This is a genomic window from Desulfoluna sp. CLI2B (assembly GCF_056847375.1).
In genome coordinates this window covers 2,671,984-2,690,047 of sequence record NZ_CP186557.1, presented here as the reverse complement: position 1 = coordinate 2,690,047, position 18,064 = coordinate 2,671,984, and the positions used below count along the sequence as shown (strand labels likewise).

16 protein-coding genes are annotated in these 18,064 nt (G+C 58.9%); 2 read left to right on the top strand and 14 right to left on the bottom strand.

Annotated elements, in window-relative coordinates; translation table 11 throughout:
• Positions 1-79 precede the first annotated feature (79 nt).
• Together ACOYW2_RS12690 and ACOYW2_RS12685 are read right to left on the bottom strand one after the other, a co-directional pair.
• Entirely contained in the window at positions 80-244 is a 165-nt protein-coding gene (locus tag ACOYW2_RS12690; protein ID WP_482416030.1) for a hypothetical protein, read from the bottom strand.
• Positions 245-256: 12 nt separating this feature from the next.
• Positions 257-1,027: an arginine deiminase-related protein gene (locus ACOYW2_RS12685; RefSeq protein ID WP_482770640.1), complete on the bottom strand. Its 771-nt coding sequence runs from the start codon at positions 1,025-1,027 to the stop codon at positions 257-259.
• 527 nt (positions 1,028-1,554) lie between these two features.
• Between ACOYW2_RS12685 and ACOYW2_RS12680 the strand changes: the two genes are divergently transcribed.
• Entirely contained in the window at positions 1,555-2,166 is a 612-nt protein-coding gene (locus ACOYW2_RS12680) for a MarC family protein (RefSeq protein WP_482770639.1), read from the top strand.
• Here ACOYW2_RS12680 and ACOYW2_RS12675 read toward each other — a convergent pair.
• The 4 genes from ACOYW2_RS12675 to guaA form a co-directional block, all read right to left on the bottom strand.
• Positions 2,159-2,617 (bottom strand): hypothetical protein, encoded by a 459-nt coding sequence (locus tag ACOYW2_RS12675; protein ID WP_482770638.1) that lies wholly within the window; start codon positions 2,615-2,617, stop codon positions 2,159-2,161. The two genes, ACOYW2_RS12680 and ACOYW2_RS12675, sit on opposite strands and share 8 nt — an antisense overlap.
• A 67-nt stretch (positions 2,618-2,684) precedes the next feature.
• Positions 2,685-3,794 carry a SidJ-related pseudokinase gene (locus ACOYW2_RS12670; protein WP_482770637.1) on the bottom strand — a complete coding sequence of 370 codons (1,110 nt, stop codon included), beginning with the start codon at positions 3,792-3,794 and terminating at the stop codon, positions 2,685-2,687.
• A gap of 459 nt (positions 3,795-4,253) precedes the next feature.
• Positions 4,254-5,084 carry a hypothetical protein gene (locus ACOYW2_RS12665; protein WP_482770636.1) on the bottom strand — a complete coding sequence of 277 codons (831 nt, stop codon included), beginning with the start codon at positions 5,082-5,084 and terminating at the stop codon, positions 4,254-4,256.
• 6 nt (positions 5,085-5,090) lie between these two features.
• Complete coding sequence (gene guaA, locus ACOYW2_RS12660; RefSeq protein ID WP_482416036.1) at positions 5,091-6,623, bottom strand: glutamine-hydrolyzing GMP synthase; 1,533 nt, start codon at positions 6,621-6,623, stop codon at positions 5,091-5,093.
• 497 nt (positions 6,624-7,120) lie between these two features.
• On the opposite strand from guaA, the gene efp reads away from it, so the two are divergent.
• On the top strand, positions 7,121-7,684 hold the full coding sequence (efp, locus tag ACOYW2_RS12655; RefSeq protein WP_482416037.1) for an elongation factor P: 564 nt from the start codon (positions 7,121-7,123) through the stop codon (positions 7,682-7,684).
• Between the two features lie 91 nt (positions 7,685-7,775).
• Here efp and topA read toward each other — a convergent pair whose 3' ends face one another.
• The 8 genes from topA to ACOYW2_RS12615 all read right to left on the bottom strand — a co-directional run bounded on the left by topA (position 7,776) and on the right by ACOYW2_RS12615 (position 17,411).
• Positions 7,776-10,073 (bottom strand): type I DNA topoisomerase, encoded by a 2,298-nt coding sequence (topA, locus tag ACOYW2_RS12650; RefSeq protein WP_482770635.1) that lies wholly within the window; start codon positions 10,071-10,073, stop codon positions 7,776-7,778.
• Positions 10,070-11,215: a DNA-processing protein DprA gene (gene dprA / locus ACOYW2_RS12645; protein ID WP_482770634.1), complete on the bottom strand. Its 1,146-nt coding sequence runs from the start codon at positions 11,213-11,215 to the stop codon at positions 10,070-10,072. The genes topA and dprA overlap by 4 nt, the downstream gene beginning before the upstream one ends.
• 168 nt (positions 11,216-11,383) lie before the next feature.
• Positions 11,384-12,157: a tol-pal system protein YbgF gene (gene ybgF, locus ACOYW2_RS12640; RefSeq protein WP_482423220.1), complete on the bottom strand. Its 774-nt coding sequence runs from the start codon at positions 12,155-12,157 to the stop codon at positions 11,384-11,386.
• Between the two features lie 242 nt (positions 12,158-12,399).
• Entirely contained in the window at positions 12,400-13,449 is a 1,050-nt protein-coding gene (gene secF, locus ACOYW2_RS12635; protein WP_482416041.1) for a protein translocase subunit SecF, read from the bottom strand.
• Positions 13,450-13,489: 40 nt separating this feature from the next.
• A complete protein-coding gene (gene secD / locus ACOYW2_RS12630) occupies positions 13,490-14,254 on the bottom strand; it encodes a protein translocase subunit SecD (RefSeq protein ID WP_482423219.1) in 765 nt (254 codons plus the stop codon).
• Positions 14,251-15,069 (bottom strand): preprotein translocase subunit SecD, encoded by an 819-nt coding sequence (locus ACOYW2_RS12625; RefSeq protein WP_482770633.1) that lies wholly within the window; start codon positions 15,067-15,069, stop codon positions 14,251-14,253. The genes secD and ACOYW2_RS12625 overlap by 4 nt, the downstream gene beginning before the upstream one ends.
• Before the next feature lie 228 nt (positions 15,070-15,297).
• On the bottom strand, positions 15,298-15,606 hold the full coding sequence (gene yajC, locus ACOYW2_RS12620; protein WP_180141616.1) for a preprotein translocase subunit YajC: 309 nt from the start codon (positions 15,604-15,606) through the stop codon (positions 15,298-15,300).
• Between the two features lie 344 nt (positions 15,607-15,950).
• Positions 15,951-17,411, bottom strand: a complete 1,461-nt coding sequence (locus tag ACOYW2_RS12615; protein ID WP_482416043.1) for an Rne/Rng family ribonuclease — start codon at positions 17,409-17,411, stop codon at positions 15,951-15,953.
• Between the last annotated feature and the right edge of the window lie 653 nt (positions 17,412-18,064).

Sequence of the window (18,064 nt, the reverse complement as noted above, 5' to 3'; positions counted from 1 at the left end):
GGTGAATAATCCTCCAGTTCGTTCTCTCCGTTAACACATAACCCTTACGGTCAGGCGGGTGCAAGGCACGGCCTTTGGATCAATACTTGCCTTCCGTAAGGACCTCTTTGATGATCATTTTTTTTCGACAGACGGGGCAGTCCGGCATTTTTTCATCGGGAAGGTAGATGATCTGGCTGCGTTTGCACTGCGGGCAGTGCACCTCCACCGCTTCCCTTTTGTATCGGTTTTTGATGATGTCCATGGGACCTCCTCGTCAAAAAAAGACTGGTAACATTAAACCAGGGACAACAGGTGAGCCCGCCGTCCATTTTCCGAGTTTCGCTGGCGTCCAGCTCCACAATGGGAAGCGCCAGCGCCTCTCTTTAGCTTTGCCCGTGTTTTGGGGAAGCCTTCGGGCATGATCAGTGTCTGTCATAAGGGGCGTTGCGTACTCTTCTTCCGGGTCCAGTACGATGAGGGTGTAGTCCTTGAGCTCGCTGCGGTCCTTGAAGGCTTCGGTGACCAGCAGGGTGTTTTTGCCCACGTAGTTGACGCTGGACTTGAAGTGGAGCCCGGCGGCCACGGGGACGGGGGTCCAGGTGTAGCCGTGTCGGCTGACGATGTCGCCCAGCTGGGAGGCACCCTCCTCATTGGTTCGATCGGAGACGCCGATGAAGAAATGGCGATCCACCATGAGGATATCGCCGCCATCCACGGTGCCCGGGGCCGTGATCTTTTCAAGGGTGCGGTGGGCGGTCAGGGCCTTTTCGATGGTGACCTCTTCGCCTTTTCGCGCATCGGCTCCGGGGTTGGTGATGACGGCTGCTTCGGGAAAAACCACGGCGGTGTCCTCCACAAAGTGGGCATCCGGGTAGGCCTCTTCCGCCTCAAGCTCCTCCACCGCAAGGCCCAAGTCCTTCAGGGCCTGAACATAGGCTGCGTGCTGAGCAAGCATTGTATCATAGTTCGGGGCACCCAGGGTCTGCGTGGTGATGCCTTTGGCGAAATTTTTACAGGGTTTTCTGACGATAGCTTTCTGAAACATAGCGAAACCACCAACTCCTTACAACAATAACGGTAACCGATCCCTTCCACAGCAGAAAAAGTAACTGATGCATAGCCATGGTGCCGTCGGCGGGCAACAAACGGGTCAACAGAGCCGGGACCGTTATGCGGGCAACCCGAGAGTGCGAACGTATCCTAAAAAATAGATGACGTTACGTTTTTAGTCGTGGAAGGAAGTCATGTCAACCCTATTTCAAAAGGGGGCCGGAAAATCGGGGGCGCGACGGGGCGAACGTCCACGCGGCTTATTGAAACATCCAGAGATACAAGGGGTTGCCGGGCGGGCAACGCGGAAACGGACGGCTGGGTTTCGAGCTCGGTATGGAAACTCCTTTCTTTTGTTCTTCAGGTGGGTTAGAAAACAGGGGTTGCCTCTTTGAAGCATTCCTTAAAAAACAACGGCAGTTGACACAACAGCCTGCCCCGGACCCTTTCCGGCCAGGGTGGTGGCTTCTTGCGGCAAGCCGCCTTTTATCACCTTATCATGCGTTTTTCTGGAATCGAACCATGCCCGTTGAAACGTTTCTCCATGCCCTGACATCGTATTTTGTCATCATCGACCCCCTGGGGGCCGCCATCATTTTCTATGCCCTCACCGACGGAAAGGGCCGCTCCTACAGCTGGCACACCATGGCCGTGAAGTCCATTGCGGTCTCCACGTGCATTATCCTGGCCTTCGGCTTTTTCGGGGAGGTCCTCCTGACCCGCCTGGGCATCAGCATTGAGTCCTTGCGCGTGGCCGGGGGGCTCCTTTTGTTTTACACGGCGTTTCACATGATCACCGGCTCCGATTCTCACCAGCAGAGTGGGAGCATCCAGGGGCTGACGGACATCAGCGTGTACCCCATGTCCATCCCGCTTTTGTCCGGCCCCGGGTGCCTGACCCTCACCATTCTGCTCTTTTCCGGCGCCACAGGCACCGCCGAGATGGTCGCCGTGGTGGGCGCCGCCCTTATCATCAACACCATCACCCTTGTATCGTTTCTCTTTGCAGGCACTGTGATGCGGTGCATCGGAGGGACCGGCGACGACATTATCAAGCGTCTTTTCGGCGTGCTTCTGGCAGCCCTGGCCATTCAGTTCATCGCCGACGGCATCCGTCAGCTGGCCGCTATGTAGGGCTGCCTGCGGGGCCGGTGGGCCTTGTGAACGTGTCGAGGTGGGATTTCAGCGTGTTTTTTTCGGCATGGAGAAGGGGACGCCAGGTGATGGTGTAGATGGTCTCATCACCGTCGTGGTATGCGGGGGTGAAATGGGCCGCGTGGAAGGCCTCTTTGAGGAAGGGATCGCACTCGATCCACAGGGTGCGCCGGATGCACAAATCAAAGGTGCGGAAAATGTGACGCCCCAGGCTTTCTGCGCAGATACGGCGCCGCGGGCCCTCGGAGATGTCTTCTGCAAGCACCACATGGCGCTTCAGGGGCATGGCATAGGGCGTGTCCGCGGCCAGGTCGATGATGCGCAGTCGGCACGTGATAAGGCAGGGGGAACTTTGGCCGTCCTGCCCCGCACACTCCCTGCATCCCCCTTGGGGGCCGTTCCATCGATAGATATCATCGTAGATGAGCAAAACCGGCTCTCCTTGTTTCTGTAGACCCTGGGGACGGGTTACGGTGCCTTTGCCAGAAACCCGTCGGTTATTGTAATGGATGCGAGGGTGGCCTAAACTCAATTAATTCAGGACAGGATATTTTTCCGTTGAATTTGGCTGAGGTGGGGGCCGTGAGGATGATGTCGGCCACCCCCTTTTGCACGCATTGCGCCTCCTCCTCGCTGTAGCCCCGTTCCATCAAGAAATCCCTGAAAGCTTCCTCCGTCATGGTCTGCTGGTCCCGTGCCCGCAGGATCTCTTCCATGTGGCGATCCTCCCCCATTTCGTCTGTCATTCGCTGGGCCAGGGCCTTGACATCCGTTGAACAGAAGTGACCCTGATCCTTTCCCGTATATCCCCTGTAGTACCCGGTTGCAATGGCCGCCAGCATGGCGGTGAGTTTGTCCTGGGAAAAGAGAGACCGGTGATCGGTGCGGCCGGGGGAAGGGGAGGGGCCTGCTTTGCCCTCCCTGCTTCGGAAATGGCTCCCCGCCACCAGGAGGAGGCTCAGGATCTGGTCCCCCATGGTGCGGTAGGTGTCGCTTAAGGAGAGCTCCGGCACGGTTTCCATGTGCTCAAAATCCCTGAGTCCGGACAGGCCGAAGTTGGGAAACCGGCAGGAGGCAAGCCAGCGGTCCAGCCGTCCTCCCTTCTGCCACAGGTAGATTCCCTCGTCGTCCCTGCGATCGGTCTGGACGCGGTTGTGGAAGAGAGGGACCGGTGCGGTGTGAAGAATGCCCCGGGCGGCAAGGTGCCCGAAGAGAAACGCCGCTGCTTTAAGGACCTCCGTGGCTTGCTCCGTCTCCATGGGGGCCGTGGGCTCGTTGGGGTAGGTGAAGTAGGCCGGTGTGGTGAGAAAGGCCATGGCCGTATCCGATGCCGCTTCCGGGGGAAGCCCCGTCATGCGCATGAGGGCAGGGCCCACCGGGGTGGGGACGTGGGATCCTGCGGGGAGTATGGAGGCCAGGGCGCGCATCCAGTACCATTCGGCGGACAGACCTGCCGGGTCTTCACCGGGACGGGCGCATTTGATGACCAGGGTCTGGGAGCGGTGATGGAAGAGAAGGCTGCGGCCTGCAGGGTGGGCCGTGGTGTTCGGGGGAAATGGGAAGGCCTGAGCGCCTCGGCCAGGGACCGAAGGTCCGGGGCGGGGCATGGCCCGGCAGGAGGAAGGGCAGCCTCCCGGGGGGCAAGGCAGCGGCAGGCCGTGCAGACGGCCATCTGCCGGGGGCCCGATGCCTCACCGCACAGGGTGCTGACACCATGCAGGGCCAGCCGGGCAACGGGGTGGCCCGGGCCCAGTTTCCACGCGGTGTCTGTGAGGATACGCGCCAGGCGTTCGTAGAAGAAGTAGGCGGTGCGCCGGTTCTCGAACCGGGGGTCTGCCAGGCAGGCGAGGAGCATTCGGGCCCCTTCTTCCGTCAGGTTCTCCGGGCTTTCCTCGCAGGCGTTTTCCAGGGCACCGGCGGCGAGAAACAGGGCGTTGTAACCCCGCGATGCGGAAAAGAGCCGTTCGATGTCTTCGGCGCTGGAGGTCATGGGCTCCTGTAAGCAAAAGGGGCCATGCCGCGGCATGGCCCCTTGGGTTGGTGTATGGCTGGCGGGAAACGACGGGTCAGCCGCCGATCTCCTGCTCGCTGATGGTGCCGGCCGGTGAGGCGGGCGGGGGTGTCTCCGCAGGAGGAGCTGCCGGCGCTGCCGGTTCCGGAGTGGCGTGGCTCTCCCTTTCAAGGGCGTCCATGCGGGCGCCGAGGGCGGTGCGTACCTCGTCAATGCGGACCTGAAGGAGGATGCGCTCCTTCTTCAGGCGCTTGTCGAGTTCCGCCAGGGAGGGCAAGGAGCCGGAGAGCTGGGTGAGCTCTTTGCGGGCAGCGGCAAGGTCGGCTTTGAGCCGTGTGATTCCTTTGGCGTCGGCCGCGCTTTTCTTCTCCAGCTTCCGGGTGCGGTCGATGGCTTCGTCCACATCGGACTGGGCCAGGGCCAGGGCCTTGTCGTTTTTATCCAGTCGGCCGGTAAGGGCGCCCAGGCGGGTCTCGGTCTGCTTCTTGGTGAGCCGGGTGGCCACGATGAAGTCAACATCCTTCTGGGCTTTTCCGACCTTTTTCTCCAGGGTTCTGATCCGGGTCTTGATGCCCCCCAGCTCTTCGCCCAGGAGTTTTTCAAGCCGGGCGTTTTTGACCTGGAGGGAGGAGACCATGCGCTCCATGTCCTTGGAGGCGCTGCGCACCTCCTTGGAGCCGGTGTCTTTGAACGCCGCCATCCTCCGGTTCATGTCCACATAGCCGAAGATCATCACGATGCCGATGAGGCAGGGCATGATGACGGCGATGAGCGTCACCTTGAGATTGAGGCTGTCCAGCCGGGAACGTTCGGGTTCTCCGAAGTTCACCGGCTCATCCCTGTTGTCGGACCCGAACACGAACCGTTCGTCGTTTTTCTTGTCCATACGGGCCTATTCCCATTCAATGGTTCCTGGGGGTTTGGAGGTGATGTCGTACACCATGCGGTTGACCCCGTTGACTTCATTGATCACCCGGTTGGAGATGCGGGCCAAAAGGTCGTGGGGGAGGCGTGCCCAGTCGGCGGTCATGGCGTCCTTGCTGGTGACGGCGCGCATGGCCACGGTGTAGTCGTAGGTTCGCTGGTCGCCCATGACGCCCACGCTCTTGATGGGGAGCAGAACGGCAAAGGACTGCCAGACCTTCTTGTAGAATCCGGCCTTTTTGATTTCTTCCACGATGATGGCGTCGGCTTCCCGCAGGATGTCGAGGCGTCTCTTGGTGATCTCGCCCAGGACGCGGATACCCAGGCCGGGGCCGGGGAAGGGCTGGCGCCAGACCAGGTCGTCGGGGATGCCCATCTCTTCGCCCAGGGCGCGGACTTCGTCCTTGAAGAGGTACTTCAGGGGCTCCACGAGCTTGAGCTTCATGTCTTCGGGGAGGCCGCCCACGTTGTGGTGGGACTTGATGACATCCGAGGCACCGCCGAACACGGACTGGGACTCGATGACATCCGGGTAGAGGGTGCCCTGGCCGAGGAACTCGGCCCCTTCCACCTTGGAGGCTTCGTCTTCAAAGACGTCAATGAAGATGTTGCCGATGAGCTTTCGCTTCTGCTCAGGGTCGGAGACGCCGTCCAGGGCGGTGAGGAACCGCTCGGAGGCATCCACGAACTTGATGTTCAGGTCCAGCTTGTCGGTGAGGGACTCTTCCAGCTTTTCACGCTCGTTGAGTCGCATGAGGCCGTTGTCCACGAAGATGCAGGTGAGGTTCCTGCCGATGGCCTTGTGGATCAGCACGGCGGCAACGGTGGAGTCCACGCCGCCGGAGAGGCCCAGGATCACCTTTTTGTCGCCCACGGTGGCCTTGATCTCCTCCACGGAGGATTTGACGACGTTCTCCATGGTCCAGGTGCGCTCGCACTTGCAGACGTCGAAGAGGAAGTTGGAGAGCATCTCGCGGCCCTTGAGGGAGTGCTCCACCTCGGGGTGGAACTGCAGGCCGTAGAATTTACGGGCCGGGTCGGCTGCCGCTGCAAAGGGGGTGTTGTCGGTGGTGCCGGTGGGCACAAAACCTTCGGGAAGCTGGGTGATGGAGTCGCCGTGGCTCATCCAGCACTGGGTTGGGGACTCGATTCCCTCGAAGATGCGGCAGGGCTCTTTGATGGAGAGCTCGGCAAAACCGTACTCGCGCTTGTCGGAGCGCTTGACCTCGCCGCCCAGGGTGCTGACCATGAACTGCATTCCGTAGCAGATGCCCAGGACCGGGATGCCCAGGTCGAAGATGGCGCTGTCTACCTGGGGGCTGTTTTCATCGTAGATGCTGCAGGGACCACCGGAAAGGATGATGCCCTCGGGCTTGAGTTCCTTGATGTAATCCAGGGTGGCGACGGTCGGGGCGTCCACCTGGCAGTACACGTTGAACTCACGGACGCGGCGTGCGATGAGCTGGTTGAATTGTGAGCCGAAATCGATGATTAATATCATGATATTCCTTTTATGTTTGGTCGCTTTGCAGATAAAGTGCGATGTTGCCTTTCTTCCAGGGGCGGCACCGCAGTTGTCGGATGCTTTTTTGTAGGGTTTACAGGGACATCGGACGTGGTGCCTTTTTTTGTGAAACCGATGGTCTTCACTTTAATCCGTGCATTTACCATATCAGGGAAAAAATGGAAAGGGGATCATCCCCCGTCCTCAGGGGCCCGGCGTTGCCAAGGGGGGCTTCATGTGGTAAAAAAACGGTGAGCCGTCTGTGTTTCAAGCCAGGGGGCGTTGCAGTCGGTAAAAGGGACATGGAAGAGATCGGGCCGAATGCGTGGTTGCTCAGCCCCTGCACCTGAAGGGTGACGGGCCGTTGTCACGTCGTCGGGACGGCCCCACTGTGCGCGAGACGCGGCGATTCTCTCCTGTGATCCATCAGAACAGATGATATCAACGGGCCCGGACGATGCGGGCCATGAAAAAAAGACAAGGACAGGCAGACGATGATTGAATGTGGCGAACTGCGAAAAGGCCTCAAACTTGAGATTGACGGTGAACCCTATGTGATTGTTCAGTTTGAGTTCGTAAAGCCCGGTAAGGGCCAGGCGCTTTACAAGTGCAAACTCAAGAACATGATCAACGGCACTCAGTTTGACAGGACCTACCGCTCCGGTGAAAAGTTTACCAAAGCAAGCCTGGAAGAGCGTGAGATGGAGTATCTCTATTTTGACGGAGATGCCTACAGCTTCATGGACACCCAGAACTACGAGCAGGAGTTTCTCTCCGCAGACCAGGTCGCAGACGTCATTCCCCTGCTCAAGGAGAACACCAAGTGCTCCGTACTCATGTTTGACGGCCGCGCCATCGGCGTGACCCTTCCCAACTTTGTGGAGCTGCTGATCACCAAGTGCGATCCCTGGGTCAAGGGCGATACCGCCACCAACAACTACAAGCCTGCCACCGTGGAAACCGGTTATGAGATCCAGGTGCCCCCCTTTGTGAACGAAGGCGAGGTTATCCGCATCGATACCCGTACCGGAGAGTACTCTGAGCGTGTGAAAAAATAAGCATCGGCGCCCATGGCGCTGTGTCACCGAACGAAAAAAGGGCCCATCCTTCCGGATGGGCCCTTTTTTATTTCCGGGCCATGCCGGGGAATCAGGCTTCCTCTTTCTTTTCCACGGGCTCCTTGAAGCCGCAGCCCTCGGTGAGGCACTTCAGGAAGGTGCCGTCGCGCTTGGTGGTCTTTTCCACCAGGTAAGGGGCTCCGCAGAGGTCACAGGGGCGGGGAATGGGTTTGTCCCAGATGGCAAAGCTGCAGTCCGGGTACTTGTTGCACCCGTAAAACACCTTGCCCCGCTTGGAGCGCTTCTCCACGATGGTGCCGTCGCATCCCTTTTCAGGGCAGGGGACCCCGGTGTCTGCGCCGGAGCCGGAGCCTCCATCGCCGTTGACTCCCATGGTGTTCTTGCAGTCGGGGTAGCCGCTGCATGCCAGGAACTCGCCGTAGCGGCCCTGCTTGAGGAGCATGGGCTTGCCGCACTTGTCGCAGACTTTTCCTTCGGCCAGCTCAAAGGAGGGCTCGATGGGGTGGATGACGCCCTTGTCGTCCCGTTCGTAGTTTCGGGAGTAGTCGCACTCGGGATACCCGTTGCAGGCGATGAAGGTGCCGTTTCGGCCGATCTTGAGGTGAAGCTTCTCTTTGTTGCACTTGGGGCAGGTGAGCTCGGTCTCGATGCCCACGCCCTTGATGCTGATCATGTTGGCGGTGGCCTCTTCCAGCTCCTTGTCGAAGGAGGAGTAAAATTCACCTAAGAGGGTGAGGTAGTCGATCTCCGAGGCTTCCACCTTGTCCAGGTTGTTTTCGAAGCTGGCCGTGAACTCCACGTTGAAGACGTCCGGGAAGTTGGCCACCAGCAGGTCGTTGACGATGAATCCGAGTTCGCTGGGGCGGAAGTAGCGGTTCACCAGCTCCACGTACCCTTTGTTCCGGATGGTGGAGAGGATGGTGGCGTAGGTACTCGGACGCCCGATGCCGTTCTCTTCCAGCTCCTTGACAAGGGAGGCTTCGGAGAAACGGGGGGGCGGGGAGGTGAAGTGCTGCTTGGGATCCAGGTTGAGCAGCGAAAGGGCTTCGCCTTCGGCCAGTTCGGGCAGGTGCTGCTTCTTGTCGTCCTCTTTTTTGCCTTCATCGTAGGTGTAGAGGGTCATGAAGCCGGGGAACCGGACCGTGGAGCCGGAGACGGACAGGGTGAATCGGCCCGAGGCAATGCCCACGCTGACCTGGTCGATGAGGGCCTGCTGCATCTGGGAAGCGATGAAGCGTTTCCAGATGAGGGTGTAAAGAAGGCGCTGATCCTCGTCCAGGTAGGCTGCGACCTTTTCCGGGGTGTTGAAGACGCTGGTGGGGCGGATGGCCTCGTGGGCGTCCTGGGCTTTGTTCTTGTTCTTGAAGAAGCGGGGGGCGTCGATGGCGTAATCGTTGCCGAATTTCCCCCGGATGAACTCTCCGGCTTCCACGGCCGCCTCGTTGGCGATACGCGTGGAGTCGGTACGCATGTAGGTGATGAGGCCAACGGGTTCGCCCGGGCCGAGTTCCACCCCTTCGTAGAGCTGCTGGGCCACGCTCATGGTTTTACGCGCAGAGAAGCGGAGGCGGTTGATGGCCTCCTGCTGGAGTTTACTGGTGGTGAAGGGGGGCAGGGGATTCCGCTTTTTGGTGCGGCGGGTGATTTTCTCTACCTTGTAGGGATTGTCCCGCAGTTCGTCCACCATGGCGTGGGCGGTATCGCCGTTTTTGATCTCGGCTTTTTTGCCGTCCACCTTGGTCAGCTTGGCCACGAAGGAGCTGTCGGCCTGGCCTTTGAGTTCGGCGGCAATGCTCCAGTACTCTTCGGGCTCAAACCGGTGGATGGCATGCTCGCGTTCGCAGATGATGCTGAACGGCAACGGAGAACAACGCCCTGCGCTGAGCCCGCCCTGGACCTTTTTCCAGAGCAGGGGGGAGACCTGGTACCCCACGAGCCGGTCGAGGATACGCCGGGCCTGCTGGGCGTCGTAGCGGTTGTAGTTGAGCTCTGTGGGGTTATTTAAGGCCTCTTCGATGCCGCGCTTGGTCAGCTCGTGAAAGAGGACCCTTTTAAAGGTGCGACCCTTTCCCTTGAGGATGTCGGCCGTGTGGAAGGCAATGGCCTCTCCTTCGCGGTCGGGGTCAGGGGCGAGATAGATCTCGGTGGCATTTTCCGCGGCGGCCTTGAGTTCCTTGATGACCTTGGACTTGCCTTTGATCTGGAGATACTTGGCCTTAAACCCCTTTTCAATGTCAATGCCCATCTCCCGGGGGGGCAGGTCTTTGATGTGACCTGAGGTGGCCGCAACATTGTAGGTTTTTCCAATATATTTTTTGAGGGTCCGCACCTTGGTGGGGGACTCCACGATAACCAGGGGTTTGCTCACGATTTCTCCTCTTTCAGCGAAAAGAGTTTTCCGGGGGATCGTACCACCACGCCTTTTAATTCGAGGCTCAACAACACGGCGGAGAGGCGACCCGCCCCCATGGGAACATTTTGTAAAATATCGTCAATATGAGACGGATACAAGTCAAGGACCTTTAATACAGAGATCTCCTCATGATCAAGAGAAAATTTCGACAGGTCCGGTTTCTTCGGGTTTTGATTCGGCTTGGAATGGCTGAGATCACGGTGTGTTGACGTTGTTTTTTCGGCGGCGTGGATGTGGGCCGCGAATTCTTCCGTTATATCTGCCGACGACGCCACCAGTTTAGCCCCCTCCCGAATGAGGTGGTGGGTACCGGCGCTCTGGGAGGCGCGAATGTGGCCCGGAACGGCAAAGACTTCTCTGTTCTGGTCGGCCGCGCAGCGGGCGGTGATAAGGGAGCCGCTTTTCAGGGAGGCTTCCACCACCACGGTTCCCAGGCTGAGGCCGCTGATGATGCGGTTGCGCATGGGAAAATGGTGGGCCTCGGGTGAGCTGTCGTAATCAAATTCGGAGATCAGGGCACCGGAGCGGGCAATGGCATCGGCCAGCCGCCTGTTTTCCGGAGGGTAGATCCTGCCCAGGCCGCAGCCCAGAACGGCAACGGTGTGTCCCTGTGCTGCAAGGGCGCCTTTGTGGGCTGCCGTGTCGATGCCCCGTGCCAGGCCGCTGACCACGGTGAACCCGGAACCGGCGAGTTCTCCTGCCAGGTCCGAAGCATTGTTAAGGCCGTAGGAGGTGGCTTTTCGAGAGCCCACAAGGGCCACCATGGCCGACTCGGGGTCTAAATGGCCCGAGATCTGGAGCAGGGGTGGCGGATCGTGAATGGTCGCCAAAAGTCGCGGATAGTCCCCGTGGGTCAGGGGCAGGAGGGTGATTCCTGCGTCACGGGCCCGGTCATGGCTGCGACGGGCACGGTCGCTGAGCCTGTGGGTGCGGATGGCCTCGGCAAGGCGATGGGAGATACCATCCACTCGAACCAGGCTTTTCGCGTCGGCTTCAAAGACCGTTTCGGGGCTTCCAAAGGCCTGTATCAATCGTTTGAACAGCAGGTTCCCGACACCGGGGACTTCCTTGAGGGCGAACCAGGGCAGAAGGTTCATCGCTATAAGATCCGAATCGTTCGGTGGTTGGGGCTCAGCCACCAACAGGGCGTGACGCGACGGGGCCGGGGGGGAGCGTCGGTGGCCCGGCTCGGGCGCTTTGAACCCAAAAAGGGCGGCGCCGTCGGGCCGGGTCACAAGGGGGCGTTGTGTTTGGTGCGTGAACCCTTAGTTATCGTCCAGGGAATTGAGCGCTTTTTCCGCTTTGGCGCCCGACGGGGTGAAGGGGTGCTCCATGACCACCCGCTTCAGGTATTTTCTTGCGGATTCCTTGTCATTTAATGCAAGGAACGAGTACCCGGTTTTGAGCAGGGCATCGGGGACTTTACTGCCTTTGGGGTATTTTTTCAGGAGTGTCCGGAACGAGCTGATGGCGGCCGAATAATTTCTCTCAGTATAGTGGATTTCACCGGACCAGTAAATGGCGTTGTCGGCCAGGTTGTCATTGGGCCATTTTTCCGCAACTTCCCGGAAAAGCAGGAGCGCCTTGTCATGGTTTCCCTCTTTCATGGCGGCAAAGGCGTCGGTGTAGGTTCGGCTGGCAAGGTTGCCCTTATCGGACTTTTTAGTCTTGGCAGGCACCGGAGCTGCCACCATGGCAGGAGTGGAGGACTCCTCGGTGATGGCAGGTGCCTTGACGGCGGGCTCGGCCGGGGCGATGGGCACCATGGGGGGCTCTGCGGGCAGGGGCGACGTTCTTTCCAGATCGGCCAGGGCTCGTTCGTGGCTGTCCACCATGAACTGCATGACCGAGAGACGGTGATGCATCTCGTTCATCTTCTGGCGGGTCTCCTGCAGCTCGCGGGCCAGGGTGGCTGTTCCGGGGTCGCGCCTGTGCTGAACCGTTTTGCACCCTGGGGCGACAAGAAGGGCAATGATGACTGCCGCTGCGGCGGATTTTCCGGGGAATCTGTCTCGTCTCTTGGCCGTTGCCTTCATCATCCGTGTATAAACTCCTGTGCAAATAAAAGTGGGGGGGCGGGTCGGCGTGCGACAAAGCACCCGGCGCCGGATTGCTGCATCTCTTTGGCGGGGGGTGCCCCAGGGATGCAGGCGGACAAAATATGTCAGAAAAAGCTACCAGAATGGGTCGTGGAATGCAAAGCAAAAAGCGCCGCAGGGGAAGGGGGAGGTGCCGCCGGCTGGGTGGCCCAGCCGGCGGAAGAGATGCGAGGTGTCGGTGATCAGTTCTCGTCTGTTTTCCAGGCCAGCAGAATGGGGCTGGCCACATAGATGGAGGAGTACGTTCCCGTGACAACGCCGATGATCATGGCAAAGGCGAAATCATGGATGACGCCGCCGCCCAGGACATACAGGGCCACCACCACCACCAGGGTGGTCAGCGAGGTGAGGATGGTGCGGCTCAGGGTCTCGTTGACGCTGCGGTTGATGATGAAGTCCAGGGGCTTTTTGGTGTACTTCTTCCCGTTTTCACGGATTCGGTCAAAGACGATGATGGTGTCGTTGAGCGAGTAGCCGATGATGGTCAGGAGTGCCGCCACGATGGGCAGGGTGAACTCGACGTCGAGCAGCGAGAAGATCCCCACCGTGATGGTGATGTCGTGGACCAGGGCGATGATGGCCCCCATGGCGTACTTCAGCTCCAGGTACCAGCAGAAGATGATGCTGATCACAAGGGCAAGGACAATGAGAAAGGGCATGCTCGAACTGACAAAGGCGATGGACTGAAGCTGGGTTACCCCGTAGACCACGCCACCCAGGATGGCGGCCAAGGCTCCGGAGAGGCCCCATTTCAGTTCAAATCGGCCCGAGATATAGATGATGATGAACAAAAGGGCGTAGAACATGGCCAGAAGGGCTTTTTGCCGCAGGTCCTTGCTGACTTGGGGGCCCACCATATCGAGGCTCAGGTCCTTGACTTCCACGCCGGTGCTTTCGCCCAGGGCCTGCTTCACCTTGGGGGCAAAGCTGCTGTCCGTCATGAACGCCTGCTTGGTCCGGATCTGGAACTCATGGTCGCTGTCGCTGCCGAAACGCTGAACCGAAGCGCCTTCGAGTCCGGCGGGCTTGAGGCCTTTTTTGACGGCTGCGATGTCCACAGTATCGGTGAATTTGACCTGCACGGCGCTGCCGCCGGAGAAGTCGACGCCGTAGCGCGGCCCTTTGTGGATAAACAGCGAGATGATGCTGACGGCGATCAGGGTCAGGGAGACGCAGAACGCGATCTTCTTGACGCCGGTGAAGTTGATGTTGGTCTCTTTGATGAACTGCATTTGGGATATCTCCTCACTAAGGGCTAAATGCTCAGGGTTTTCACGTTCGCCTTCTGCAAGATGGAATCAAACAGCAGTCTGGATACCACAGGGTGAGACTGGAGAGGATACCGATGCCGAGGGTGACGGCAAAGCCTTTCACCGGTCCGGAGCCGAACTGGAAGAGGACCATGGCGGCGATGAGCGTGGTGACGTTGGCGTCCAGAATGGTGAGGGTCGCCTTATCGAAGCCCGCCTCCACGGCAGCCATGGGACTCTGGCCGAGGTTCAGCTCTTCTCGTATCCTCTCAAAGATGAGCACGTTGGCGTCCACGGCCATGCCGATGGTCAGGATAATGCCCGCGATGCCCGGCAAGGTAAGGGTCGCCTGAAAGGCGGCCAGCCCCGCTGCAATGAGCAGGACGTTGAGGATCAGGGCCACGTCTGCGATGAGGCCGGAACCTTTGTAATAAACAACCATGAAGACGATGACGGCCAGGCCCCCGATGAGCATGGACCAGATCCCCTTGCGGATGGAGTCGGCGCCCAGGGTGGGACCGACGGTTCGCTCTTCAAGGATCTTGACGGGGGCGGGGAGGGCGCCTGCGCGCAGGGCGATGGAGAGGACGCGAGCCTCTTCCATGGTGAACCCGCCGGTAATCTGGGCGCGCCCGCCGGCAATTCGGTCCCTGATAACCGGGGCAGAGTAGACGGTGTCGTCCAGAACGATGGCCAGCCGCTTGTTGATGTTGGCGCCGGTGATCTTGCCGAAGATACGTGCCCCTTTGCGGTCGAACTCAATGGAGACGTAGGGCTCGTTGGTCATGTTGTCGAAAAGGATCCGGCGTCGGTGAGGGAGTCCCCGGTGAGGAGGACGCGCTTTTTGATCAGCATGGGAGTGGATGATTCCACACCGCTGACGGGGTCCTTGTGGACCAGATTGAGCAGCTCGCTTCCTGCCGGTGCATGGGAGGTCAGGGCTGCCTGCACATCCGCGTTTTCATCCACGAGGCGGAATTCAAGGATGGCTGTCTTGCCGATGAGGTCCTTGGCCGCTTTTGTGTCGGTGACCCCGGGAAGCTGGATAAGGATGCGATCGTCACCCTGCTTGCGAATGTCGGGCTCGCTGACCCCGAATTCGTCAATACGGTTTCGGATGGTCTCAAGGGCCTGGTCCGCGGCGAATTTTCTGACGCGCTCGGCTTCGTCGGCTTTCATGGCCAGGGTCACCAGGGTGATGCTGCCGTTTTCGGAGGTGCCGCTTATGGTAAGGTCTTGAAAATCGTCGGCAATGATACCCCTGAAGGCCGTCAGGTCATCTGCAGAGAGGAGTTTGACGTGGAGCTTGGTGCTCTGGGGCACCAGGGTGACGCCCCTGTTTTTCATGGTGTGTTTGCGAAGGGCCTGGCGAATGTCGGATATCTTCAGGGACATGGCGTTTTCAACGGCCTTTTCGGTCTGGACTTCCAGAACCAGGTGCATACCGCCCTGAAGGTCGAGGCCCAGGTTGATCTTTTTGTGGGGCCATATCTCGGGCTCACTCGTCCCTTTAATGTACATGGTTGCCGTGGGAAGGATATACACGGCAGCCATGATGATAACCACAAGAACCGCTATCAGTCTCCAGGATAGATTCTTCAATGGTGCTTCCTCTCAGCCCGATGGGTGTTGGTGATCGCGTGAAAACATGCTCAAGGTCAGGGTCTGGTTTTAAGCGGATTTCAACGAAAGAGTCACTGTCCCCTGGGTGCTCACTCTGGTAAAAGCTGTTCGAACAAGAAAGAATATAAAAGCACACAAGGCGCTCAGGGCACCTTATGTGCTTTTTATTCGCTATGGGGGCAATCGTGGATCAACGCGGCGGGCGGATCAGAGCTTGACGCTGATGTTGGCCCGGATCACCTTGATGTTCACCTTTTCGGCAATTTCAAGGGTGACCGTTGCATCATCCACCTTGACGATGGTGCCGTGGATGCCGCCTGAAGTGACCACTTTGTCGCCTTTTTTAACGGCGTTGATCATCTCCTGGTGCGCTTTGGCTTTTTTCTGCTGGGGACGGATCAGGAGAAAATAAAAAATGACGAACATCAAAATAAGGGGAACAAAGGCGGCAAAGCCTCCCTGCTGCCCTCCGGCGGCGCCCTGGGTTCCCATGGCGTATGCGGTGCTGGTGAACATGATACTCCTTTATATGGATCAAAGGGGTTTGTGTATGACGGCTTTGTGAAAAAGCCCTGTGCATGTCTGCATCGTCAGGACATGCAGTCAATTTCTTATCTAGAACGGTCGTTGTCTTCGGTGACCGAAAAGGGGGGCAACGGGTGCGGCGGTATCAATAAATCAGCACGATAAACCGCGTGTCCGGCCCTGCGCAAACTGCCCAACAGATACAGTAAAAGAGCCTCGGGTGTCAACACAAATGGGCTGTGGGGCGGCCCGCGACGGCCCCTCGGTGTGAGCCGAAGGGGGCCGCGGTTGCTTCTTTTTCGGTCGGTGCTGCAACGGATCGCTTTCCTGCGGGGTTATTCGCAGATGATCCGGCTGTCTCCATGGACCATGGACGCGTTGCCCTCAATGGCGATGGAAATGCTGCGTTTGATCTCGATGTCGAGGATCTCCGCACGCTTTTTGTTGAGGAGGTAGACGGCCACGTCCGGGGGCACGTAGCCCTTGGCGGTGGTGATGCCGTCCTTCAGGGTCTCCAGGCTCAGCTTTCGCAGGAAGGCCAGGGCCACGGTCTCCGTGGAGAGGATCATGCCCTTTCCCTTGCAGTGCTGGCAGGGGACCATGCTCCCGAATTCAATGGAGGGGCGGATGCGCTGGCGGGACATCTCCAGGAGGCCGAACCGCGAAATGCGCCCCACCTTGGTGCGGGCCTTGTCCGACTTCAGGTTCTCCTTGAGCTTGGCTTCCACTGCGCCCCTGTTTTTAGGCTCCTTCATGTCGATGAAGTCGATGACGATGAGGCCGCCCAGGTCGCGCAGCCTGAGCTGGCGGGCCACCTCTTCGGCGGCTTCCAGGTTGGTCATCAGGGCGGTCTGCTCGATGTTTTTCTTCTGGGTGCCTTTGCCGGAGTTGACGTCGATGGCCACCAGGGCCTCGGTCTGATCGATGACAATGGATCCGCCGGAGTTCAGGGAGACGCGGCTCTCGAAAATGGAGGCGATCTGGTTTTCAAGCTGGTGCTTGGTGAAGATGGGTTTGTCGCCGGTGTAAAGCCGGGTCAGCTTTACGTGCTTGGGGGCGATGAGGCGAATGAACTCCTTGATCTCCTTGAAAGCATCCGGGTTGTCCACCAGGATTTCGGACACATCGTCGGTGAGGTAGTCCCGGATGGCCCGCACGGCCAGGTTCTTCTCTTTGAAGAGCAGGGACGGGCCGGGGGTGTTGGCTGCCTGTTTGTTCAGGTCTTTCCATACCTTGGTGAGGTAGGTGACATCCTTGGAGATCATGGTCTTGTTGCAGTTTTCCCCGGCGGTGCGGACGATGAGTCCGTAGCCGTCGGCCAGCTTGAGCTTGCCGATGATCTCTTTTAAGCGGTTGCGCTCTTTTTCGTCTTCAATCTGGCGGGAGACGCCCCGGTTGCTGCTTCCGGGCATGAGTACGGCGTGGCGGCCGGGCAGGGAGATGAAGGTGGTGAGCATGGCCCCTTTGTTCATGATGGGGTTCTTGGTCACCTGGACGATGAGCTCCTGGCCGCGCTTGATGAGCCGGGTGAGGTTTTTTTCGTGTTCACCGGTCTGCTGGAAGTACGAGTTGTGGATCTCCTGCTTTTGGAGAAAACCGTTTTTTTCGCTGCCGAAATCAACGAAGACGGCCTGAAGGCTTGGTTCAACGCGTGTGACCACGGCCTTGTAGATGTTGCCCTGGATGCTCTCGCGCGAGGTGGTCTCCAGGTGAAACTCTTCAAGGCGCGAATTGGTGACTTTGGCGATCCGGCACTCTTCCGGGTCAACCGAGTTGATGAGGATTTTACTTGTCATAGTAATGTGTTGTCCTTAGCGAACGTGAGATAGGGATCTGAAGAAGGAGCGGTACCCGGCAGGGCTCTGCGATGGGAATGTGGGTGCGCGGCAAGTTTGCCAAGCATAGTGGCCCTTGAAGCAGCTGACAGCCTCCAACCCGTTATCGTCTCCTCCATTGCGCCTGGTGGTGGAATATGCGGGATGGGTCTGCAGCGGGTAGCAACATCGTGCCGGAGCTCGTTACCGCTGACTCGGGTGGGTTTTTGGTCGTATGCAAACCAAAAAACGAAACGGTGGGCAGCTGCCTCTCCGGGGATGCTTCTGATCCGGTGGTTGTGATTTGTATGATGGCCTGCGAAGCGGCTTTCTCGACCTCTCTCAGCACGGGTGCGTTGCCCGCGGTGTCGGGTCGTGACTCAAGACGGAGGCATCATGATTTTGTGAAAAGACGCGAAATTGATGAATGGCCGGCTCCATGGCTTTGATGGGCGCCGCCCTGCAATAAGGGGCTTCGACCGTTTCGAAGCCCGGTGTTCTTTTCACTGCCATCGATCGCTGCACAGGGCCGGGGAGCTGTATGCACCATGGCCCTCGCCATGTGCCCGCCGGTTGGTTGTCCCATATGCAGCGTTCATGTTTGTTCTCATTAAATAGGGGATTGTCGGAGGCAA